This window comes from Methylotenera sp., from assembly GCF_030653755.1.
In the GTDB taxonomy this organism is placed as follows: domain Bacteria; phylum Pseudomonadota; class Gammaproteobacteria; order Burkholderiales; family Methylophilaceae; genus Methylotenera.
The window spans coordinates 65702-87793 of sequence record NZ_JAURYU010000024.1 but is presented as its reverse complement, the minus strand read 5'-3'; the positions used below and the strand labels follow the sequence as shown (position 1 = coordinate 87793).

The window sequence follows — 22092 nt, the reverse complement described above, 5'->3', positions numbered from 1 at the left end:
GCAATTAATTGCACGGATATTTGTTAAATTAGCCCAATAAACTGGACTCCTACAAATTAATTAATCTGTTATTTATTAGTCTTTTGTGGACGTTTCCAACCAGCAATTGTTTTTTGTTCTTTGGCGCGACAAAAGGTGAGGGCATCTGCAGGTGCATCTCTGGTAATGGTTGAACCTGCTGCAATTGTTGCGTTTTTGCCTATGGTGATAGGCGCTACTAATTGTGAATCAGAGCCAATGAATGCCCCATCTTCTATCACCGTTCTAAATTTATTTGCCCCATCATAATTACAGGTAATGGTACCTGCGCCTATGTTTACGTGCTTACCAACTGTACTATCGCCCACATAACTTAAATGATTGATTTTACTGCCTACATCCACCTGAGCATTTTTAAGCTCAACAAAATTGCCCACATGCGTCTCTGATGCTAATGCTGTACCTGGGCGCAAGCGTGCAAATGGGCCAATACGGCTATTTTCTCCAATAGCTACATCATCAATATGCGTAAATGCCGCTATTTGTGTACCTGCAGCAATTACTGCATTTTTAATCACACAATTTGCTGCGATTTTAACGCGATCACCTAACGTAACATTACCTTCAAAAATACAGTTTACGTCTATTTCTACATCACGCCCGCAACGTAAATCTCCGCGCACATCAATACGTGCTGGGTCTTTTAAGGTAACGCCTTGTTGCAATAAAGCTTGTGCAATTCTGGTTTGATACACACGTTCAATTTGTGCCAAATCTGTTTTAGCATTAATACCTGTCACAGACCACTCATCGTCCGTAATTTCTGCCACCACGCTAATGTTATCCGCTACCGCTAAAGCCACAATATCGGTTAAATAATACTCGCCCTGTGCATTATTGTTGGTGATTCTTGATAACCAGCTTTTAAGATGTGCATTCGACATTGCCATAATGCCTGTATTCACCTCAACAATAGCACGTTGTGCTTCTGTCGCATCCTTATGCTCTACAATGGCATGCACCTGACCGTTTGCACCGCGTAGGATACGCCCATAACCAGTTGGATCATCTTTATTAAACGAGAGTATTGCAAGTTTGTTATCAGCCTGTGCAATCAGCTTTTGGCATGCACTTACATCAACCAACGGTACATCACCTAATAATATTAGCGTATCTGCATCAGCATCTAAATGTGGCAATGCTTGTTGTACTGCGTGGCCAGTGCCATTCTGTTCCGCTTGGTTCACCCAAGTAATTTCTTCACCACTAAACGCTTCTTTTACACGCTCACCACCAAAACCATAGACCACGATAATCTTATTCGGCTGCAATGCCTTCGCGCAGCTAATCACATGAGCCAATATTGGCTTTGAGCCAACCACATGTAAAACTTTTGGTAACTCAGAATGCATACGGGTGCCTTTACCCGCTGCTAATATCACGATATTTAATTTTTTCATGTATTCAATATGTATAGATCTGTTCGCAAAGTATAACAAAAAAGGCAACCTAAGTTGCCTTTTTGCTTTTACACCATCTTCACCGCAATTAATGCGTTTTCTTGCGTAAGCGTTCGATTGTTTGAATCTGTGCTACCGCCTCAGACAATTCTGCCTGTGCTGTTGCATAGTCAATATCTGAGGTTCTGTTTCTGAGCGCTTCTTCAGCAGCCTCTTTTGCAGCAATCGCTTTTGCTTCATCTAGGTCGTGACCACGTACTGCTGTATCAGCCAATACAGTTACCACGCCAGGTTGCACTTCTAACAAGCCACCTGAGATAAAGATTAACGTTTCTTCAGCTTCATTCGTTTGCTTAATACGCAAAGCACCAGGTTTGATGGTAGAAATCATTGGTGCATGGTTAGGGTAAATACCCACTTCACCAGCACTTGCAGGTGCAACAACAAACTCAGCTTCACCTGAGAATATACTTGCCTCTGCACTAACTACATCAATATGAACAGTATTTGCCATTATTTTTCCTTAAAGCGTTTAACTACTTAACTAAGCAAAGCTTAGTTAAGTAACTTTAGTTAAGAGTCTTGGCTTTCTCAACTGCCTCTTCAATACCGCCCACCATGTAGAAAGCTTGCTCTGGTAAGTGATCGTATTCACCAGCAACAATCGCTTTAAAGCCTTTGATTGTTTCTTTTAATGGTACGTATTTACCTGGCGCGCCTGTAAACACTTCAGCAACGTGGAAAGGTTGTGATAAGAAGCGTTGGATTTTACGTGCACGGCCAACAGCCAATTTATCTTCTGGTGATAACTCGTCCATACCCAAAATCGCGATAATGTCACGCAACTCTTTGTAACGTTGTAATGTTTGTTGTACAGAACGTGCAACGTTGTAGTGCTCTTCACCAACCACTAACGGGTCTAATTGACGTGATGTAGAATCCAATGGGTCTACCGCAGGGTAGATACCTAAAGAAGCAATGTCACGTGACAACACAACTGTTGAGTCCAAATGGTGGAATGTTGTTGCTGGTGATGGGTCAGTCAAGTCATCCGCAGGCACGTAAACCGCTTGGATAGAAGTAATAGAACCTGTTTTAGTTGAAGTAATACGCTCTTGTAAACGGCCCATTTCATCAGCTAGGGTAGGTTGGTAACCTACCGCAGAAGGCATACGGCCTAACAATGCAGATACTTCAGTACCAGCCAATGTGTAACGGTAGATGTTATCAACGAAGAACAACACGTCACGGCCTTCATCACGGAATTTCTCAGCCATTGTCAAACCTGACAAAGCTACACGTAAACGGTTGCCTGGTGGTTCGTTCATTTGACCGAATACCATCGCTACTTTTGATTCTTTCATGTCGTCTAGTTTAATAACGCCAGCTTCTGCCATTTCATGGTAGAAGTCGTTACCTTCACGAGTACGCTCACCCACGCCTGCAAACACTGATAAACCTGAGTGTTGTTTAGCGATGTTGTTGATGAGTTCCAACATGTTAACGGTTTTACCTACACCAGCACCACCGAACAGACCCACTTTACCACCCTTAGCGAATGGACAAACTAAGTCAATCACCTTGATACCTGTTTCTAACAAGTCAACTGATGGAGATAACTCTTCAAAAGTAGGTGCTTTTTGGTGAATAGAACGGCGCTCGTCGCACTCGATAGGACCAGCCTCATCGATTGGGCGACCCAACACGTCCATAATACGACCTAAAGTACCTGTACCTACTGGCACTTGAATTTGTGCACCAGTTGATTTAAACGCAGTACCACGTGCAAGACCATCAGATGAGCCCATGGCAATAGTACGCACAATGCCGTCACCTAATTGTTGTTGCACTTCCAATGTCAAACCAGCTTCCGCTTGGCTTGATGCGTCATCAATAATTAACGCTTCAAATACTTTTGGCATTTGATCACGTGGGAACTCAACGTCAACCACCGCGCCAATACATTGCACTACTTTACCAATATTTGCTGTACTCATCTTTTTTCCTTACTAAACTTTGTTAGTCAGATTTTATAAAAATTTCCGTTCGCCCTGAGCTTGTCGAAGGGTGAACTTTTAATGCTAAGCTACCGTTACAGCACTTCGCGATTTTGGTTTCTACCTAACGCCCTTACGCGGTTAGTATCAACCAATCACTAAGCAACTGCGGCCGCACCACCAACGATTTCAGAGATCTCTTTGGTAATTGCTGCTTGACGTGCTTTGTTATAAACCAGTTTCAATTCACCAATCACGTTTTTCGCGTTATCAGATGCTGATTTCATCGCCACCATACGTGATGATTGCTCTGACGCCATGTTCTCAGACACTGCGTTATACACTAGTGACTCAATGTAACGTACCATTAACTGGTCAATTACTGGCTTAGCTTCTGGCTCATAGATGTAATCCCAATGACCTTTAGCAGCACCAATTTGAAGCGCACTCTTAACCACAGCACTAGCACTCAATGCCTCAGACTTCTCTTCAGTTGGATGTGTACCCAAACGCTCAGCTGTCAAAGGAAGCAATTGCTCAATCACTGGCTCTTGCTTCATTGTGTTGATAAAGCGTGTGTAGCAGATATGCAACTGATCAATTTCACCAGCTGTATAAGCATCAAGCATCACTTTAATCGTACCGATGAGGGTATCCAAATGTGGCACATCACCTAAACCGATAATGTGTGACTTAACATTTGCACCAACGCGGTTCATAAAGCCGTAGCCTTTATTACCAATCGCGCTAACAGACAATTTCTTGCCTTCTGATTCCCAAGTTTTCATTTGGTTAACAGTTAAACGCAATACGTTGGTATTTAAGCCACCGCATAAACCTTTGTCTGAACTCACAACAATAATGCCAACATTCTTAACATTCTCACGCTTTACTAGGAAAGGGTGCTTATATTCAGAATGTGCTAGCGAAAGGTGAGCTGCAACATTACGAATTTTCTCAGCATACGGACGTGACGCACGCATTCTATCTTGCGCTTTACGCATTTTAGAAGCGGCGACCATTTCCATCGCTTTAGTGATCTTGCGTGTATTTTCTACACTCTTGATCTTGGTTCTAATTTCTTTACTACCAGCCATATGTTTTCCTAAAAAGCATTGTCCTAATAGTTAAAATTAGTAAGCAGTTGTCGCTTTGAAGTCTTGAATTGCTGCATCAAGTGCTTTTTCGTTATCGCTGCTTAAGTCTTTGCTTGTTTCAATCGCATCAGCCAGTGCTTTGTATTTAGAAGCGATAAAACCGTGCAATTTGCCTTCAAATGCTAATACTTTGTTTGTTGCTACATCATCAAAGTAACCTTTGTTAGCAGCAAACAAGGTAATTGCCATGTTTGAAACACTTAAAGGAGCATATTGCGCTTGCTTCATCAACTCAGTAAACATACGACCGCGATCTAATTGTTTACGTGTTGCTTCATCCAAATCAGAAGCGAACTGTGCAAACGCAGCCAACTCACGGTATTGCGCTAAAGCTAGACGTACACCGCCACCTAGTTTTTTGATGACTTTAGTTTGAGCAGCACCACCTACGCGAGATACTGAAATACCAGCGTTGATCGCAGGACGGATACCAGCGTTGAACAAGTCAGTTTCCAAGAAAATCTGACCATCGGTAATTGAAATCACGTTCGTTGGAACGAATGCTGAAACGTCACCAGCTGCTGTTTCAATCACTGGCAATGCAGTCAATGAACCAGTTTTGCCTTTAACAGCACCGTTAGTGAATTTCTCTACATACTCTTCGTTTACACGAGCTGCGCGCTCTAACAAACGTGAGTGGATGTAGAACACATCACCTGGGTAAGCTTCACGGCCTGGTGGACGACGTAATAGCAATGAGATTTGACGGTAAGCAATCGCTTGTTTAGTCAAGTCATCATAAACGATCAATGCATCTTCACCGCGGTCACGGAAGTATTCGCCCATCGTACAACCAGCGTACGGAGCCAAGAATTGCAATGCTGCTGAGTCAGATGCAGTCGCAGCAACCACAATGGTATAAGCCATCGCGCCATTTTCTTCTAACTTACGTACCACGTTAGCAACTGTAGAAGCTTTTTGGCCAATCGCTACGTAGATACAGGTCATGTTTTGACCCTTTTGGTTGATGATTGCATCAACCGCTACCGCTGTTTTACCAGTTTGACGGTCGCCAATAATCAACTCACGCTGACCACGGCCCACTGGCACCATAGAGTCAACTGATTTTAAACCTGTTTGCACTGGTTGTGACACTGACTTACGCGCAATCACGCCTGGCGCAACTTTTTCAATCTTGTCAGTCATTTTCGCATTAACTGGACCCTTGCCATCAATTGGCTGACCAAGCGCATTAACAACACGACCAATCAACTCTGGACCGACTGGCACTTCTAAAATGCGACCAGTACATTTACATGTGTCGCCTTCAGTAATGTGTTCGTAATCACCCAATACCACAGCACCAACAGAGTCACGCTCTAGGTTAAGTGCCAAGCCAAATGTATTGCCAGGGAACTCGATCATCTCGCCAGCCATTACATTTGATAGGCCGTGAATACGTACGATACCGTCAGTTACTGAAATAACAGTACCTTGAGTACGCGCTTCAGCACTGGTAGAAAAATTTTCTAATCTGCTTTTAATCAGTTCACTGATTTCTGATGTAGATAACTGCATGTAAACTCCTAATAGTTTCTTTGCCTAAAGTTAGGCTATTGCCTGCGTCTTATGCCGTAAGCGTATAGGCTAAATTTTGTAACTGACCTTTGACGGATGCGTCGATCACGGTATCGCCAACAATAATTTTGATGCCACCAATGAGTTCTGGGTCAACAGAAACACTAGCCTCAATCTTTTTACCAAATTTTGCTTCTAAGCGTTTTACTAGGTCTTTAACCTCTGCCGCACTAGGTTTAGCTGCTGCAATAATCTCAGCATCTAACGTACCTTCATCTTGTGCTTTTAACGCTTCAAATGCGCTTGAAATTTCTGGCAAAATAGATAAACGACCATACTCAACCAAAACTTTGACAAGATTTTGTCCGTTTTCATTAAGTTGATCGCCACACACCTTCAAGAAAGTTGTTTGCAAATCACTGCTCACAACTTTAGGGTCTTGAATATAGGCTTTAATTTGCCCGTCATTTGCAACGGCAGCGGCAAAACCCAACATCTCAGACCATTTGCCAAGTGCCTTTTGCTCACGACCTAATTTATAAGCCGCTACTGCATAAGGTCTTGCGATGGTTGATATTTCAGCCATGTGATTTCCTTTATCCCTTAGCCTTAAAGTTCTGCAGCTAGTTTAGACAACATTTCGCTATGTGCTTTTGCGTCAATTTCTTTACGCAAAATCTTTTCAGCGCCGGCAATTGCCAATGCTGACACTTGCGCACGTAAACCTTCTTTTGCACGGTTTACTTCTTGATCAATCTCAGATTTAGCACCAGCTAGAATACGGTCACCTTCAACCTTAGCATTGCCTTTAGCTTCTTCAACGATTTGTGTGCCGCGTTTTTCAGCTTGCGCAATAATCTCGCTCGCTTTTTGTTTTGCTTCAGCCAATGTCACTTCTGACTTTTTAGCGGCAACTTCTAAAGCACTACGGCCTTCTTGCGCTGCTGCCAAACCATCAGCAATTTCTTTTTGGCGCGTTTCAATCGCTTTTAATAGCGGCGGCCAAACGAATTTCACTGTGAACCAAATCAACACAGCAAATGCGATAGCTTGTGCGATAAGTGTAAAGTTAATGTTCATTTTTGATCCATTTTGTTAATCATATAAAGCACTAGTCATTAAACTAAAGTTCAATGACTAGTTAGCTTAGTTTTGCTAATTACTGAGCAACTACGCTTAATAATGGGTTAGCAAATGCAAACATCATTGCAAGACCAACACCGATAATGAATGAAGCGTCAATCAAACCTAGTAACAAGAACACTTTACCTTGCAAAGCTGGGATCATTTCTGGTTGGCGAGCTGCGCCTTCCAAGAAACTTGCACACATAATACCAATACCGATACAAGCACCAGCAGCGCCCAAACCAATAATTAAACCAATACCAACGCCTGTGTAGGCTTGAATCAATGCTAATGCATCCATGTTATTACCCTCTCTAAAATTAAACTTACAACCAACTACAAAAAATAAGAACTACCTAAATACCAAACAAAACCTAATTAGTGGCCTTCATGTGCCATGGCTAAATACACAACCGTTAACATCATGAAAATAAACGCTTGTAATGCAACAATCAAAATGTGGAAGATAGACCAACCAGCACCTAAAATTGCACCTGCGATAGTGCCTGTTAAGCCTGTTGCAGCCCACATGCCTAGCAACAAGAAGATAACTTCACCAGCGTACATATTGCCGAACAAACGTAATGAGTGTGAAAGTGGTTTTGACACGTATTCAATCAAATTGAACATAAAGTTAGCAGGCCACACCCAGATTTTAGTACCGAATGGCGCACAAAATAGCTCATGAATCCAACCACCAAAGCCTTTAACCTTGATTGCAAAGAAAATCATTAGGATCCAAACTGTTAATGCTAATGCAAAGGTAGTGTTGATATCAGATGTTGGTACAGCACGCCATTTTGCATGCTCACCGCCGAAGAATGAAACGATACCAGCAACCCAATCCACTGGCAGGAAGTCCATGGAGTTCATTGCGAACACCCATAAAAATACAGTTAATGCTGTTGGTGCGATAAAGCTATGACGATTACCGTGGAAAATATTTTTAACTTGGTCATCAATAAAGCCAAACACCAATTCGACAAACGCTTGTGTTTTTGTTGGTACTCCAGCAGTCGCCTTACGCGCTACCAACCAAATCAAACCCATCACAATCAAACCCAGCGCTACTGACATCACAAAAGTGTCTACATGTAGCGTCCAAAAACCAGCGCTTTCATTAAGTGGCTGCGCATTGAAACTTAAATGATGCTCGATATAAGCCGAAGGAGTGAGTGCGTGTTGTGCGTTATCTGCGTGTTCTGTAGCCATAATCTAATATTTTTCTAACTGACGTTTGTTTAAATTACACGTTTAACTTACTGAGGGCTGCACCAGAAAACAATGCCGCAGCCGCCAAACCAGCAATTAATGCAAATGGCACTAATTGTTTATAAAAACTGAATACGATCACCAAAATTACAATGATCATCAAAATCTTCACTGCTTCTGCTTTAAGCAGATTCACTAATATTGCTGAAGCATCCGTTTTGTTTGCACCGCGCTTGGCTACCAATGATGCTACATAAGCACCAACCACCACACTCGCACCACCTAGCGTGGCTGACACCATTCCGTGCACACCTAAAAACAAAAACATGACCACAGCAACTACAAGCGTTGCAACTACTTGGATCTTAAGCATTTTACTAAAAACATCTGTTGTATTTAATGCTGACAATGACTTAAATCCAATTAATTTAAAAGCTTTATTAAAGCCCTGATTGTGCTTGGCTTCATGTATTTATTTACCACTTAAAATACCATTAAGTAGCAAAGACCGCGATTTTGAATTAATAGCGATTTTTAGTCAATAGCTAAGTTGTAAGTAAATGAAACACTTAGCGTGTAATTCTGCCAATAATGTCGTCCAGCTGATCTAAACTTGCATAGTTAATTTTCAATACGCCAGCTCCGTTAGTATTCGCTTTAATACTTACACTTGCACCTAGCTTATTACTCAAGGTTTCTTGCAGTCGCACTACGTCTTGATCATGTTGTGGCGCTTGCATGGATTTTGCTGCAGGTTTAACAACCTGCTCGCCAAATTTTTTCACTAGTGATTCTGCTTCGCGTACAGATAATTTGTTATAAACAATCTGCTCAGCCAACATGACTTGTTGCGCGCCTTCCAATCCAACCAGCGCTCGCGCGTGCCCCATATCCAACTTACCATACATCAACATCTCCTGAACCGCATCGGTCAAGGTAAGTAAGCGCAATAAGTTTGATACTGCCACACGGGAGCGCCCAACAGCTTCGGCGGCTTTTTCATGCGTCATCGAAAACTCATCAATTAGTCGCTTGATACCTTGCGCCTCTTCAAGTGGATTAAGATTTTCGCGCTGAATGTTTTCAATCAAAGCCATCGCTAACGCTGACTCATCAGCAATCTCACGTACAAGTACTGGCACTTCAGCTAAACCAGCAAGCTGACTTGCACGCCAGCGGCGCTCACCTGCGATAATTTCATACTGCTCATCCGCCAATTGACGAACAAGAATTGGCTGCATAATGCCTTGTGCTTTAATTGAATCGGCTAACGTTTTTAACGCAGCTTCATCCATATAACTTCTTGGTTGATACTTGCCAGGACGTAACTGTTCTACTTTTAGCATCATCAGTGAATCAGCCTCACCAACACTACCCATGTCACCAGCGAGCAGGGCATCCAGACCGCGCCCTAATCCTTTTAACTTAACCATATTTGCTTCTCTTTACGTATATTTTTAAATAAACCCTGAAACCTGTTTCAGTTTTTATCTTTATTGGTAATTTCTTGCGCCAACTCAAGATAGGCTACTGCGCCTTTAGAGCTTTTATCGTAACTCAACACTGGCACACCATAGCTTGGCGCCTCAGCCAAACGAATGTTACGTGGAATTACGGTCTTATAGACTTTATCTCCAAAATGACTAATTAATTGGGCTGAAACCTGTTGAGCCAGCATATTTCGATTATCAAACAATGTCCGCAACAAACCCTCTATTTCCAATGTTGGATTTAAGTGTGCGCGTACTTTTTTAATAGTATTTACCAAGTCGGATAAACCTTCTAAAGCGTAGTATTCGCATTGCATGGGAATCATTACTGCATTTGCAGCGGTTAACGCATTAACCGTCACCAAATTGAGGGCAGGGGGGCAATCCAGCAACACCATGTCATATGCATCACCTAATTTTGCAATGGCTGCCTTTAAGCGATTCTCACGTGCCAACTCATTCACCAGCTCAACCTCTGCACCTGCCAACTCTCGGTTAGATGGCGCAATATCAAAACCACCTTTTTCACTTTTTACTACTACTTCTTTTAACGATTTTTCACCTATCAGCACATGGTAAATACTTAACTTAAGATGCGCTTTATCAATACCACTTCCAGTACTGGCATTTCCTTGCGGATCCAAATCTATCAACAATACACGCTTACCTAAGCTAGCCAGACTTGCCGCCAAATTGACGCAAGTCGTAGTTTTACCTACACCACCTTTTTGATTTGTGATTGCCAATATTTTCATATTATTTTTCTTTGCATTTCCAATAGTTACGCACGTGCATTGCTTAGCACTCAAACTACTCAGTTAATTAGCCATTATCTTGCTTTAGTACCACTAAATGACGTTCTGCATCTAAGCCAGCCACTTTTAATACACGGATTTCAGTAGGTTTAATTACACTCTTTTTAAACTCATGCTCAGGGATAACGCCCTTCATCGCCAACCATACACCACCTTCAGCTAGCAAATGTTTTGTTAACTTAATGAAGAGGGCAATTTCCGAAAACGCGCGCGAGATAATGACATCAAACTTCTGCGCCATCTCTTTACTCGGCACAGCCTGATCTTCAATACGCCCATGAATCACTGAGAAGTTTGACAGGCCGAGCTCCGCTTTCACTTGTCGCATAAAACTTACTTTCTTTTGCACGGCGTCAATAGCAGTCACTTGCATTTGCGGCAAACAAATAGCCAAAGGAATACTTGGCAAACCAGCACCAGCCCCCACATCAAGTAAGTGCTTACATTCAATATGCGATAGTACTGACAAGCTATCCAATATGTGTAGCGTTACCATTTCAATAGGCTCACGTACTGCGGTAAGATTGTGCACTTGATTCCATTTATAGATCAAGGCAACATAATCTAGTAGCTTTTGTTTTTGTTCTGGAAGTATTTCTAAGCCCATCTCCTGCAAACCCAGTTCGAGCTTTGCCTGTAACTGAGCGCGATCTTCTTGTTTTAAATTTCTTGGCATGTTGCCTGTTATGCTCATGCTACATTTCCCATATCTGTATTGGTGTTACTTAAAACCTTTGCACGTGACTTACGTTTTAAGTAAACCAGCAAGAGAGAGATCGCTGCCGGTGTAATGCCTGATATACGACCAGCTTGGCCAATTGTTTCTGGCTTTTGTGCATTTAGTTTCTGTTGCGCCTCTATCGGTAAACCATGAATTTCTCGATAATCTAAGTCGGCTGGCAATAGAGTATTTTCTTGACCTCGGCTACGCGCCACTTCCTCTATCTGACGATCAATATATCCCTGATACTTGGCAGCAATTTCCACCTGCTCGCGAACCGCAGGCTCAACCTCACCCAACCCTAAGCCATCTAAAGAAAGCACAGCCTCATAACTTACTTCTGGGCGCCGCAGCAATTCAAATAAACTGTATTCATGTTCAAGCGACTTACCAAACACGGCCTGCATCATTTCTGCACTTAAGTTAGCTGGTTGCACAAATGTCTTTTTCAAACGCTCTTGCTCACGTTCAACTGCTTCTTTTTTACGACTAAAGGCTTCCCAGCGCACATCATTGACCAAGCCAAGCTTGCGGCCAATTTCGGTTAAACGCATATCCGCATTATCTTCACGCAACTGCAAACGATACTCTGCACGACTGGTAAACATACGGTAGGGCTCACTCACGCCACGCGTGATTAAATCATCCACCAACACACCCAAGTAAGCCTCATCACGCGCAGGGCACCACGCCTCTTTATCTTGTGCATACAAGGCGGCATTTGCACCTGCAAGTAAACCTTGCGCAGCTGCTTCTTCGTAACCTGTTGTGCCGTTAATCTGCCCCGCAAAGAACAAGCCCTTAACAGCCTTAGTCTCTAAACTTGACTTCAATCCACGCGGGTCGTAATAATCATACTCAATTGCATAGCCTGGGCGCAGAATATGGGCATTCTCCAACCCCCTAACAGAGCGCACCAAAGCAAGCTGAATATCAAAAGGCAAACTGGTTGAAATACCATTTGGGTAAATTTCGTTGGTTGCCAAACCTTCTGGCTCTAGAAATATTTGATGCGATTCTTTATCTGCGAAGCGGTGAATCTTATCTTCCACACTCGGACAATACCGCGGCCCCACACCTTCAATCACACCTGTGTACATCGGTGAACGATCTAACCCACTACGAATAATGTCGTGAGTACGCTCATTGGTGTGTGTAATCCAGCAGGGCATTTGTGCTGGATGCTGCAATGCATTGCCTAAAAATGAAAACACTGGCACGGGATCATCACCAGGCTGTATTGTCATGACAGAATAATCGATGGTGCGTCCATCAATTCGTGGTGGCGTACCTGTTTTTAACCTACCAGCTGGCAAGCCTATTTCACGCAGGCGGGCAGCAAGCGAGATAGAAGGAGGGTCACCAGCGCGACCTGCTTGATAGTTCTGCAGCCCCACATGCACCAAACCTCCCAAAAATGTTCCTGCCGTCAACACCACAGACTTTGCGGCAAAACGCAAGCCAATTTGCGTCACTACACCAGCAGCGCGATCACCCTCTAAGATGATGTCATCTACTGCTTGCTGAAACAACCAAAGATTTTCCTGATTTTCAAGTCGGTGTCGTATCGCAGCTTTATATAATACGCGGTCTGCTTGCGCACGCGTTGCGCGTACAGCAGGACCTTTACTGGAGTTTAGTATGCGAAATTGAATACCGCCTTCATCAGTAGCGGCAGCCATCGCCCCACCCAGTGCATCTATCTCTTTAACTAAATGCCCTTTGCCGATACCGCCAATACTCGGATTGCAGGACATCTGACCCAATGTTTCTATATTATGCGTAAGCAATAAGGTTTTCTGTCCCATTCTTGCACTCGCAAGTGCAGCCTCTGTACCAGCATGCCCACCACCGACTACAATCACATCAAAAAGATCAGGAAAATTCATAGTTTAATCACAAAAAACATTATTACTCAAGAGGTAGAAGTTTAACTTAAACTCAAGTCTAGGTCATGCATAACACCACTTATAATCGCTGTTTCACGTGAAACAATTGGATATTTACAACTTAGCCATATTTTCTTAACAATATAGGCATAAAATTTACTTTAATCGATATCAAGCAAGCTATAATTAGTTTAGAATTAAGTCATATTATAACAATCACAATCAATATACTTTTTTAGAAAATTTTGGTTTTATTGGTTTTATTACTAAGGAGTCGCACGTGAAACACACCCATCTTATTTTGGCTACGTTACTAGGTTTTGCTACACTGACAGCCCATGCTGCACAAGCAAACGTTACCAACGCAGAAGCGTTAACAAAAAAATATATCAGCATCGCACAAACAGTTAATCCAGAGTTTGTATCTTCTGTGACTGAAGGTAAGATGTTTTTTAATCGTAAAATTAAAATGCCAAATGGCAAGGAAATGGCTTGCGCCTCTTGCCATACAACAAACCCTGCTAACCCAGGCAAACACGCTTTAACAGGTAAATCAATTGAGCCGCTTTCACCAGCAGTTAACAACAAACGCTTTAAAGATTTAGATAAAGTCGAAGAGAAATTCACAGAACATTGCAATGAAATTATCGGTACAGATTGTACTGCTGCAGAAAAAGCAAACTATATTATTTACCTATTAACCGAAAGAACACCTTCAGCTAAAAAATAATTAGCTATCGCTTAACTAAAGCAGAGCTTCATACGAGGCTCTGCTTTTTTTATACCCATCGCACATACACTCATCACCATAGTTGCTGCTAGCACTCATTAAAAATCAGCAGTAACTTACAACCCCCAACATACATCAACAACTATCACTGAGACAGGTTAATTTACATTCAACTCTCTATTAGCTTCAATATTCCATGCTAATAAGATGCCAACTTAATGCACCTCCAATATATAAACAATATGTTCCACGTGAAACAATACTTTTAAAATTATTTAGCAGTAAACACAACTAATACTTGGGTATTGACTTATCCACATATGCAAGTCTATAGTTTATCTGGTAATAAACATAGGTACATAAATTAGACCAACAACGAATCGTAAGGGGAATCTTATGGCTGGGAAATTTGAATTAAAAGCAGCAAAAAGTGGTCAGTTTCACTTTAATTTATTAGCTGGCAACGGCCAAATTATTATGCAGTCTGAAATGTACGAGACAAAAGCAAGTGCACTTAATGGGATTACTTCTATTCAAAAAAATGCGGCAGATGAAGCACGTTATGAGCGTTTAGTGTCCAAAACCGACAAGCCTTACTTTGTGCTTAAAGCGGGCAACCACCAAATTATTGGTCAAAGTCAAATGTATGAAAGTGCGGCAGCACGCGATAACGGCATTGAGTCTGTGAAGAAAAATGGACCAGAAGCAACTGTAGTAGACTTAACAGCTTAAATTTATGGTACGTAGCGTCAATTGACGCTACGTACCAAACTAAGCCAACAAACCATCAGCAAGGACTTGTTCCAATACTATAGTAGCGTGGATCAAAAACCCGCTTCGAACTCATGTTTTAAATGTGAAAATCCAATTAAAAGTGCATTAATTAGAGTAAGCTGCGCTAAACAACTTTAGCTAAACCATCACTACAGCTTACTTACCAATACAAAACTTAGAGAAAATCTCACCCAATAAATCATCAGGGGTGAACTCCCCAGTAATTGTGCTCAAAGCCTCTTGCGCCAAACGCAACTCTTCAGCAACTAACTCAGCCGAGTTAATTTGACTTGCCGCTAAATCCAAATGACTACTTACCTGTGACAATGCAGATAAATGTCTGGCGCGCGCCATAAAAACACCCTCAGCATTATTCTGATAACCAGCTAATTTTAATAAATGCGTTTTAAGCAACTCTAAACCAGCACCAGTTTTTGCAGAAAGATAAATATGCGTTACCTTGTCCTTTTCTTCAATTAATGCAGGTTCTTGCGTCACATCAATTTTATTATGCACCCAAATTTTAGGGATTTCTTGTGGTAACCGCGCTAAAATCGATTTTTCCGTATCAGTAATGCCATGGGCTGCATCCACTAACAATAATGCGATATTGGCGGTTTCTGTGGCTCGCCAAGTTCGTGCAATACCAAATTTTTCAACTTCGTCGTCAGTTTCACGTAAGCCTGCCGTGTCTATCACATGCAAAGGTACGCCGTTTATTTGTATCACATTCTTAATGGTATCTCGAGTGGTACCTGCGATTGAAGTCACAATCGCAACTTCTTCACCAGCTAACTGATTCATTAAACTGGATTTACCAACATTTGGCTGACCAACTAAAACGACATTAATACCTTCGCGCAATAAACTGCCTTGTTTTGCTTTTGCAAAAACTGCTGTCAGCTCATTAATAATCGCAGCCAGCTTATCAGCTACTCGACCTTGCGTGATAAAGTCAATTTCCTCTTCAGGAAAGTCTAAACAAGCCTCTACGTACATGCGTAAATCAATTAACTTTGAGAGTAGGGTATTGATGCGCTGCGAAAACTCGCCAGACAATGAACGTACTGCACTCTTAGCTGCTTCAATCGTAGCTGCATTAATCACATCAGCTACGGCCTCAGCTTGCGCTAAATCCATTTTGTCATTGAGATAAGCGCGTCGAGTAAACTCACCTGGATCCGCCTGACGTGCGCCAAGGGCGATGCATCTAGCTAGCAAGATTTGCATGAGTGCAGTGCCCCCATGTGCTTGCAACTCTAATACATCTTCACCTGTATAAGAATGTGGGTTCGGGTAAAAAATAGCGATGCCGCGATCAATGAGATCGCCGTCAGCTTGTTTAAAGTCTAGATAAGCAGCATGACGTGGCTTAGGACAATGCCCAAGTACACTTATTGCAATGGCATGAGATAAAGGGCCAGAAACCCTGACAACACCAATACCGCCTGCACCACTTGCGGTGGCGATGGCGGCTATCGTGTCTGTTGAGTTAGTGATGTTCACCTGATTTTTTTGCGTGGCCTTGTTTTTTGGCAACAGTTTCTGCATGGATCATTTTATTAACATACCACTGCTGTGCGATAGAAAGCACATTATTGACTAACCAATACAACACCAAGCCAGCAGGGAAGAAGAAGAAGAAAATACTAAAGACAACTGGCATCCAAGTCATGATTTTAGCTTGCATCGGATCAGTTGGCTTAGGATTAAGCTTAGTCTGAATAATCATGGTAGCGCCCATGAGTATCGGCAAAATGTAGAATGGGTCAATCGCTGATAAGTCTTGAATCCAACCAAAAAATGGCGCGTGGCGTAACTCTACTGAACCTAACAACACCCAATAAAGTGCAATAAATACAGGCACTTGAATTAAAATTGGGAAGCAACCACCCATAGGATTGATTTTCTCTTTTTTATAGAGATCCATCATCGCCATCTGCATTTTTTGACGATCATCGCCAAACTTTTCTTTCATTGATTGTAAACGTGGTGCAAGTTCACGCATTTGCGCCATGCTACGGTAACCAGAAGCTGAAAGTTTAAAGAATGCTGCTTTGATCAAAATCGTAAGCAAGATAATTGCTACACCCCAGTTTTGTACCAAAGAGTGAATTTTTGCTAACAACCAGAACAAAGGCGATGCAATAACAGTTAACCAACCATAATCCACGCTGTACTCTAGGCCTGGTGCGGCTGCGATTAAATCTTCTTTAGTTTGTGGACCAGAATATAAACGAGCTGGCACAGTTAAAGTTGCGCCTGGTGCAATCGTTTCTAATGTACTTTTGGTACCAATTCTAAAAATATTGTCACTCAGTTTCTCAGTATAAAACTTGCGTGCTAAACCATCTTTAGGAATCCAAGCACTAACAAAATAGTGTTGCAAAATACCAACCCAACCATCATTTGAAGTGATATTTAATGGCTCTTTAACCATGTCACTAAATGCTAACTTCTTGAACTTACTTGCCTCTGTGTAATATGTACCACCTGTAAAGGTAGGCATTAGGGCAGAGCCTTGATTAGATTCGCTATCATGGACAATTTGATAGTAAACAACAGGCGTAATCGCTACGCTAGTGTCATTCTTAATTTCATAATTAACATCAATTTCATAACGATTACGGTGGAATGTATAGACTTTATATACAGTCACCCCATTGCTCACAGCACTTAAGCGCACTTCAAGCTTATCTTGTCCATCTTGTATTTGATAAGCTGTTGCATCACTAGTGAACACTGAATTGTGTGTCGGTAGATCTTGACCAATTAAGCCAGTCTGCGCAACATAAAGCATAGGTTTAGCAGCGTCATCTAATAATAAGTAATTACCTTGGTTATCATCTGCACGGTGGTTACGTAATTCTAATTTACGTAAATCGCCGCCTATTGTATTAATATTTGCCTTAAACAAATCAGTGGTCACAACAATATTCTGACCTGATTTTAACGCGTAACCTGTATCAACAGGGGTATCTACATTATTAGCAACTGCACCACCTAGATCAGTAGCACTAGGTACAGTATCCACAGTAGCAACTGGGCTTGATGTCACAGGCGCATTTTTAGTTTGCCAAGCATCCCATAACATCAAAATAGACATCGAAAAAATCACGAATAATACTAAACGTCTTGTATCCATATTGTTTTATAAGCAATCTATATAAAATTTAGTCATGCATTTAAAAGAGAATTAAGGTACTGGATCATGCCCGCCATCACACCATGGGTGACAACGACATAAGCGATGAACCATTAAGTAGCTACCACGAAGTGCGCCATGTTTTTGAAGCGCTTCCACCGCATAATGTGAACAAGTAGGGTAGAAGCGACATTGCTGGCCAAAAAAAGGACTCAAAATTAATTGATATCCTTTAATCATCCAAATCAATAAGCGCGACATTACATATTCACAAAAAAGAATGCGGCTTAAATAATAACCGCTGCCGTACATTATAAATGCTGAACACCATTTAATGGTGAACCTCAGTAAGGTTTTGTTGTGTATTTAATGTGGTGCGTAGATTAATTTTCTTGATCAAAGCATCAAACTCTTGCTCGACTGATAAAAAATCTTTTTTATTAAACTTTTTTTGCACGCGCACAACCAAATCAAGGGGGTTAATTGCGCGTTGTCTCAGCCTAAAAAACTCACGCAACACACGCCGCATATAGTTTCTTTGTACTGATGATTTAGCTACCTTTTTACCGACCACCAAACCCAAACGAGCATGCGCCAAGGTGTTAGGTTGATAATGTACCGCTAAATATTGTGCAAAAATACGTTTGCGGAAATTAAAAACGGATGAAAATTCATCCGTTTTAATAAGCTTAGCTTTTTTTGTAAATCTAAGCGTGCGCACTATATTAAGTTTCTACTGACATTTAAAACTAAATATACAGCGAAAGTAACGCCTGTGGCGTTACTAACTTATAGACCTAAGCGTGAACGACCTTTTGCGCGGCGAGCAGCAATAACAGCGCGGCCACCTTTAGTTTTCATGCGAACTAAAAAGCCATGTGTACGTGCGCGACGTGTTTTAGAAGGTTGATATGTACGTTTCATGTGAATCTCCAACTAGCAAAATGCTACAAAGGGCGTTATTAGACCCGATATCACTATATTTTGTCAATGCTTATTTAGTTTTATTAATTGCGCTAACTTTTTAATTCTTATCACTTTTATTTTATAAATTTTTTATTGTTACTTTTTTGAAAATGCCTGTGGATAAGTTACGCTAAACCAGCTAAAATGCAGTGATTAACTTAGCGCTACATTGTACGCTATTGTTAATAAAAATAAAATAAAAACAATAACTTACAATCGTTGTTATTTCAATACATTAGTTAAAAATAACTGTACAAGCTTAGGTATATCAATACAGATGGAAAATTTTTGGCCTGCTTGTCTTTCTAAATTTGAGAAAGAACTTTCAGCACAACAATTCAATACTTGGATTAAACCACTGCACACTGAAATCAGCGGTGATGCTGTGCGCGTCTTTGCGCCTAATCGTTTCGTCATGCAATGGGTTAAAGATCGCTTTCTGAAAAAAATTGAACAATTTGCTCAAGAACATAAGCCTGATATGCAAATAGAATTGCTGTTAGGTGAGTCTGCAAGCAAAACAACGCAAGCTGAGCCTGTTAAAAAAGTCACTCAAGAAAATAAATCGATAGAAAACGAAACAAAACTCGATAGTGTTAAACATAATTTAAGTGAAATATTAGCGAAAACTAAAAAAACCACAGTTAGCACTAGTAAAAATATCGATACCTCTAATTTAAATCCTAGTTTTAACTTCAGTAATTACGTCACAGGTCGCGCTAACCAATTAGCACGTGCTGCTGCTATTCAAGTGGCTGAAAATCCTGGTAGCGCTTATAACCCTTTATTTATTTACGGTGGCGTAGGGCTAGGTAAAACGCATTTACTTCAAGCGATTGGTAACGAGTTAAGAATACATAAACCAGATGCAAAAATTCGTTACTTACACGCTGAGCGTTATGTATCTGATGTAGTTAAAGCGTATGAACATAAAGCGTTTGATGAGTTTAAACGCCAATATCATTCCTTAGACTTATTACTGATTGATGATATTCAGTTTTTTGCTAAAAAGACACGCACGCAAGAAGAGTTCTTTTATGCATTTAACTCTCTAATTGAAGCAAAAAAACAAATTGTAATTACCTGTGATACTTACCCTAAAGAAATTGCAGACGTAGATGAACGCTTAAGAACACGCTTTAGCTGGGGTTTAACAGTTGCGGTAGAACCGCCAGAGTTAGAAATGCGCGTAGCAATTTTGCTTAAAAAAGCAGAAGCCGTAAACCTTAACTTGCCTGAAGATGTTGCATTTTTTATTGCTAAACAAATTAGATCCAGCGTACGAGAGCTTGAAGGTGCTTTAAACCGCATTATTGCGATGGCTAAGTTCACAGGCCATGCGATTGATGTTCACCTCGCTAAAGACGCATTACGCGATTTAATTGCGGTACGTGGTCGTCAGGTCACCATGGAGAATATTCAAAAGACCGTGGCTGATTACTATAAAATTAAAGTTGCAGAGATGTATAGCAAAAAAAGAACACGTAATTTTGCACGTCCTAGACAAATTGCAATGGCTTTATCGCGAGAGTTAACTAATCACAGCTTTCCTGAAATTGGTGAGGCTTTTGGTGGCAGACACCACACTACCGTGATGCATGCGTGTGATGAGATTGATTTATTAAGACAAAATGATGCAACAATCGCTAGAGACATTGGGTTTTTAATACAAGTAATTAGAGATTAAATAGGTAAATATCAGCTTATTTGTTAATAATGAGCTTAAGGATAAACTGTGGATAAAATAAGCATAAGGTTGTGATTAAGGAATTTGAAAAATTTAATCAACAATTGACCCACAGTAGATTATGTTTTTACCAAGATAAAAAAAAGAGTTGCAAACTATTGAAAATATTCAATAAAAACTAGTTATGCACAAAAAAATGCACCATTATTATTGTTATTATTTATATATATATTATTTAGGTTATAAAGATGAATATACAAATCAACCGTGAAACGTTATTAAAACCGTTAACTTCAGTGACAAGCATTGTAGAAAAAAGACATACGCTACCTATTTTGTCTAACTTATTACTCGAAGCTAAACAAAATAAAATTCATCTAACAGCCACTGATTTAGAAATGCAAATTTCATTATCTGTAGATAGTGCTAGTAGTAATGATTTCTCAACCACTATCTCTGCTAAAAAGTTATTAGATATATGTAGATCATTACCTGACAATTCAGATATTAATATGGCCACTAACGATAGCCGTATTACTGTTAAAGCGGGTAAAAGCCGTTTTAATTTACAAACCTTGCCTGCGGCTGATTACCCTGTCATGACAAAAACGCATTCACAAGGCACTGTGGTGACGATTCCACAAAGACAATTAAAAGAATTGTTAAAACAAGTTGAGTTTGCAATGGCTCAACAAGATATCCGTTATTACTTGAATGGTTTATTAGTAGAAGTTGTAGAAAATCGTTTAAATATCGTGGGAACTGATGGACATCGATTAAGTTTTACATCAACAGAATTAAAAGAAACCTATGAAAAACAAGATGTTATCTTGCCACGTAAGACGGTTATCGAGTTAATTAAGTTATTAGATGAGAGTGAAGAAGATGTCAGTGTAGAAATTGCTAACAATCAAGTTAACTTTAGCTTTGGCAATATCAAGCTGATATCTAAAGTGATAGATGGTAAATTCCCTGATTACAACCGCGTGATTCCTACTGGGCATCAAAATACGTTCACGACTGAGCGTTTAGGTGTATTGTTAGCAATGCAACGCGCTTCGATTTTATCAAATGAAAAATACCGCGGTATTCGCATGGTGTTAAGTAATAATAATCTTAAGTTAATTAGTACAAACAGCGATCAAGAAGAAGCAGAAGAAGAATTAGAAATCGCTTATGGCAGTGATGCGCTAGATATTGGCTTTAATGTGACTTATTTAATTGATGTTTTAAATAACACTAATAGCGAACAAGTCACTTTTTCATTTGCAGACGCAAATAGCAGCTGCTTAATTACCTTACCTAATAATCCCGATTATAAATACGTAGTGATGCCAATGCGCATTTAAATCTTGTTTCACGTGAAACAAAAGCTTTAATATTTTTACTTCAACAAAAATATTAAATTTAAAGATAACTTTAAAGTA

23 protein-coding genes are annotated in these 22092 nt (G+C 40.7%); 4 read left to right on the top strand and 19 right to left on the bottom strand.

The features are described 5' to 3' along the window. Positions 1–68: 68 nt before the first annotated feature. From glmU to mnmG, 14 genes are all read right to left on the bottom strand, one after another. On the bottom strand, positions 69–1439 hold the full coding sequence (gene glmU / locus Q7U33_RS04605; RefSeq protein WP_304858416.1) for a bifunctional UDP-N-acetylglucosamine diphosphorylase/glucosamine-1-phosphate N-acetyltransferase GlmU: 1371 nt from the start codon (positions 1437–1439) through the stop codon (positions 69–71). Between the two features lie 88 nt (positions 1440–1527). Beyond that, positions 1528–1953, bottom strand: a complete 426-nt coding sequence (locus tag Q7U33_RS04600; RefSeq protein WP_304858415.1) for a F0F1 ATP synthase subunit epsilon — start codon at positions 1951–1953, stop codon at positions 1528–1530. 55 nt (positions 1954–2008) lie between these two features. Further along, positions 2009–3436: a F0F1 ATP synthase subunit beta gene (gene atpD / locus Q7U33_RS04595; protein WP_304858414.1), complete on the bottom strand. Its 1428-nt coding sequence runs from the start codon at positions 3434–3436 to the stop codon at positions 2009–2011. Between the two features lie 158 nt (positions 3437–3594). Next, positions 3595–4533, bottom strand: coding sequence for a F0F1 ATP synthase subunit gamma (gene atpG / locus Q7U33_RS04590; RefSeq protein ID WP_304858413.1), 939 nt, complete (start codon positions 4531–4533; stop codon positions 3595–3597). 36 nt (positions 4534–4569) lie between these two features. Then, the gene (gene atpA, locus Q7U33_RS04585; protein WP_304858412.1) at positions 4570–6111 is read right to left on the bottom strand and encodes a F0F1 ATP synthase subunit alpha; all 1542 of its coding nucleotides are present in this window, start codon (positions 6109–6111) and stop codon (positions 4570–4572) included. Between the two features lie 49 nt (positions 6112–6160). Then, complete coding sequence (locus tag Q7U33_RS04580; RefSeq protein WP_304858411.1) at positions 6161–6697, bottom strand: F0F1 ATP synthase subunit delta; 537 nt, start codon at positions 6695–6697, stop codon at positions 6161–6163. Between the two features lie 23 nt (positions 6698–6720). Then, on the bottom strand, positions 6721–7191 hold the full coding sequence (locus Q7U33_RS04575; RefSeq protein WP_019896779.1) for a F0F1 ATP synthase subunit B: 471 nt from the start codon (positions 7189–7191) through the stop codon (positions 6721–6723). 79 nt (positions 7192–7270) lie between these two features. Then, positions 7271–7537 (bottom strand): F0F1 ATP synthase subunit C, encoded by a 267-nt coding sequence (gene atpE / locus Q7U33_RS04570; protein WP_015833271.1) that lies wholly within the window; start codon positions 7535–7537, stop codon positions 7271–7273. Positions 7538–7614: 77 nt separating this feature from the next. Beyond that, complete coding sequence (gene atpB / locus Q7U33_RS04565) at positions 7615–8448, bottom strand: F0F1 ATP synthase subunit A (protein ID WP_304858410.1); 834 nt, start codon at positions 8446–8448, stop codon at positions 7615–7617. Between the two features lie 34 nt (positions 8449–8482). Beyond that, a complete protein-coding gene (locus Q7U33_RS04560) occupies positions 8483–8821 on the bottom strand; it encodes an ATP synthase subunit I (RefSeq protein ID WP_304858409.1) in 339 nt (112 codons plus the stop codon). Between the two features lie 196 nt (positions 8822–9017). Beyond that, positions 9018–9881 carry a ParB/RepB/Spo0J family partition protein gene (locus Q7U33_RS04555; RefSeq protein WP_304858408.1) on the bottom strand — a complete coding sequence of 288 codons (864 nt, stop codon included), beginning with the start codon at positions 9879–9881 and terminating at the stop codon, positions 9018–9020. A 47-nt stretch (positions 9882–9928) separates the two neighbouring features. Further along, positions 9929–10693 carry a ParA family protein gene (locus tag Q7U33_RS04550; RefSeq protein WP_304858407.1) on the bottom strand — a complete coding sequence of 255 codons (765 nt, stop codon included), beginning with the start codon at positions 10691–10693 and terminating at the stop codon, positions 9929–9931. 67 nt (positions 10694–10760) lie between these two features. After that, positions 10761–11447 (bottom strand): 16S rRNA (guanine(527)-N(7))-methyltransferase RsmG, encoded by a 687-nt coding sequence (rsmG, locus tag Q7U33_RS04545; RefSeq protein WP_304858406.1) that lies wholly within the window; start codon positions 11445–11447, stop codon positions 10761–10763. Then, positions 11444–13363, bottom strand: a complete 1920-nt coding sequence (mnmG, locus tag Q7U33_RS04540) for a tRNA uridine-5-carboxymethylaminomethyl(34) synthesis enzyme MnmG (protein ID WP_304858405.1) — start codon at positions 13361–13363, stop codon at positions 11444–11446. Before mnmG ends, rsmG begins: the two co-directional genes overlap by 4 nt. Positions 13364–13643: 280 nt before the next feature. Between mnmG and Q7U33_RS04535 the strand changes: the two genes are divergently transcribed. Both Q7U33_RS04535 and Q7U33_RS04530 read left to right on the top strand, forming a co-directional pair. Next, positions 13644–14093, top strand: a complete 450-nt coding sequence (locus Q7U33_RS04535) for a DUF1924 domain-containing protein (protein WP_304858404.1) — start codon at positions 13644–13646, stop codon at positions 14091–14093. A gap of 396 nt (positions 14094–14489) precedes the next feature. Then, positions 14490–14825 (top strand): YegP family protein, encoded by a 336-nt coding sequence (locus Q7U33_RS04530; protein ID WP_304858403.1) that lies wholly within the window; start codon positions 14490–14492, stop codon positions 14823–14825. Positions 14826–15023: 198 nt separating this feature from the next. On the opposite strand, the gene mnmE is transcribed toward Q7U33_RS04530, so the two are convergent. The 5 genes from mnmE to rpmH form a co-directional block, all read right to left on the bottom strand. Next, on the bottom strand, positions 15024–16418 hold the full coding sequence (mnmE, locus tag Q7U33_RS04525) for a tRNA uridine-5-carboxymethylaminomethyl(34) synthesis GTPase MnmE (protein ID WP_304858402.1): 1395 nt from the start codon (positions 16416–16418) through the stop codon (positions 15024–15026). Beyond that, positions 16360–18012 (bottom strand): membrane protein insertase YidC, encoded by a 1653-nt coding sequence (gene yidC, locus Q7U33_RS04520; protein WP_304858401.1) that lies wholly within the window; start codon positions 18010–18012, stop codon positions 16360–16362. The genes mnmE and yidC overlap by 59 nt, the downstream gene beginning before the upstream one ends. A 51-nt stretch (positions 18013–18063) precedes the next feature. Further along, positions 18064–18273 carry a membrane protein insertion efficiency factor YidD gene (yidD, locus tag Q7U33_RS04515; protein ID WP_304858400.1) on the bottom strand — a complete coding sequence of 70 codons (210 nt, stop codon included), beginning with the start codon at positions 18271–18273 and terminating at the stop codon, positions 18064–18066. 70 nt (positions 18274–18343) lie between these two features. Beyond that, on the bottom strand, positions 18344–18733 hold the full coding sequence (gene rnpA, locus Q7U33_RS04510; protein WP_304858399.1) for a ribonuclease P protein component: 390 nt from the start codon (positions 18731–18733) through the stop codon (positions 18344–18346). 68 nt (positions 18734–18801) lie between these two features. Beyond that, complete coding sequence (gene rpmH, locus Q7U33_RS04505) at positions 18802–18936, bottom strand: 50S ribosomal protein L34 (RefSeq protein WP_015833284.1); 135 nt, start codon at positions 18934–18936, stop codon at positions 18802–18804. A gap of 319 nt (positions 18937–19255) precedes the next feature. On the opposite strand from rpmH, the gene dnaA reads away from it, so the two are divergent. Then, positions 19256–20665 (top strand): chromosomal replication initiator protein DnaA, encoded by a 1410-nt coding sequence (gene dnaA, locus Q7U33_RS04500; protein ID WP_304858398.1) that lies wholly within the window; start codon positions 19256–19258, stop codon positions 20663–20665. A 248-nt stretch (positions 20666–20913) separates the two neighbouring features. Then, positions 20914–22014 (top strand): DNA polymerase III subunit beta, encoded by a 1101-nt coding sequence (gene dnaN, locus Q7U33_RS04495; RefSeq protein ID WP_304858397.1) that lies wholly within the window; start codon positions 20914–20916, stop codon positions 22012–22014. Positions 22015–22092: the final 78 nt, after the last annotated feature.

What these genes read in the sequence shown, in the direction of transcription:
- yidD (WP_304858400.1), bottom strand. Translation starts at nt 18,273, where the DNA reads ATGTCGCGCTTATTGATTTGGATGATTAAAGGATATCAATTAATTTTG.
- mnmE (WP_304858402.1), bottom strand. Translation starts at nt 16,418, where the DNA reads ATGCAGAAACTGTTGCCAAAAAACAAGGCCACGCAAAAAAATCAGGTG.
- glmU (WP_304858416.1), bottom strand. Translation starts at nt 1,439, where the DNA reads ATGAAAAAATTAAATATCGTGATATTAGCAGCGGGTAAAGGCACCCGT.
- yidC (WP_304858401.1), bottom strand. Translation starts at nt 18,012, where the DNA reads ATGGATACAAGACGTTTAGTATTATTCGTGATTTTTTCGATGTCTATT.
- Q7U33_RS04555 (WP_304858408.1), bottom strand. Translation starts at nt 9,881, where the DNA reads ATGGTTAAGTTAAAAGGATTAGGGCGCGGTCTGGATGCCCTGCTCGCT.
- atpB (WP_304858410.1), bottom strand. Translation starts at nt 8,448, where the DNA reads ATGGCTACAGAACACGCAGATAACGCACAACACGCACTCACTCCTTCG.
- Q7U33_RS04580 (WP_304858411.1), bottom strand. Translation starts at nt 6,697, where the DNA reads ATGGCTGAAATATCAACCATCGCAAGACCTTATGCAGTAGCGGCTTAT.
- atpD (WP_304858414.1), bottom strand. Translation starts at nt 3,436, where the DNA reads ATGAGTACAGCAAATATTGGTAAAGTAGTGCAATGTATTGGCGCGGTG.
- atpG (WP_304858413.1), bottom strand. Translation starts at nt 4,533, where the DNA reads ATGGCTGGTAGTAAAGAAATTAGAACCAAGATCAAGAGTGTAGAAAAT.
- dnaA (WP_304858398.1), top strand. Translation starts at nt 19,256, where the DNA reads ATGGAAAATTTTTGGCCTGCTTGTCTTTCTAAATTTGAGAAAGAACTT.
- Q7U33_RS04575 (WP_019896779.1), bottom strand. Translation starts at nt 7,191, where the DNA reads ATGAACATTAACTTTACACTTATCGCACAAGCTATCGCATTTGCTGTG.
- Q7U33_RS04530 (WP_304858403.1), top strand. Translation starts at nt 14,490, where the DNA reads ATGGCTGGGAAATTTGAATTAAAAGCAGCAAAAAGTGGTCAGTTTCAC.
- atpE (WP_015833271.1), bottom strand. Translation starts at nt 7,537, where the DNA reads ATGGATGCATTAGCATTGATTCAAGCCTACACAGGCGTTGGTATTGGT.
- mnmG (WP_304858405.1), bottom strand. Translation starts at nt 13,363, where the DNA reads ATGAATTTTCCTGATCTTTTTGATGTGATTGTAGTCGGTGGTGGGCAT.
- rsmG (WP_304858406.1), bottom strand. Translation starts at nt 11,447, where the DNA reads ATGAGCATAACAGGCAACATGCCAAGAAATTTAAAACAAGAAGATCGC.
- atpA (WP_304858412.1), bottom strand. Translation starts at nt 6,111, where the DNA reads ATGCAGTTATCTACATCAGAAATCAGTGAACTGATTAAAAGCAGATTA.
- Q7U33_RS04550 (WP_304858407.1), bottom strand. Translation starts at nt 10,693, where the DNA reads ATGAAAATATTGGCAATCACAAATCAAAAAGGTGGTGTAGGTAAAACT.
- Q7U33_RS04560 (WP_304858409.1), bottom strand. Translation starts at nt 8,821, where the DNA reads ATGCTTAAGATCCAAGTAGTTGCAACGCTTGTAGTTGCTGTGGTCATG.
- dnaN (WP_304858397.1), top strand. Translation starts at nt 20,914, where the DNA reads ATGAATATACAAATCAACCGTGAAACGTTATTAAAACCGTTAACTTCA.
- Q7U33_RS04600 (WP_304858415.1), bottom strand. Translation starts at nt 1,953, where the DNA reads ATGGCAAATACTGTTCATATTGATGTAGTTAGTGCAGAGGCAAGTATA.
- rpmH (WP_015833284.1), bottom strand. Translation starts at nt 18,936, where the DNA reads ATGAAACGTACATATCAACCTTCTAAAACACGTCGCGCACGTACACAT.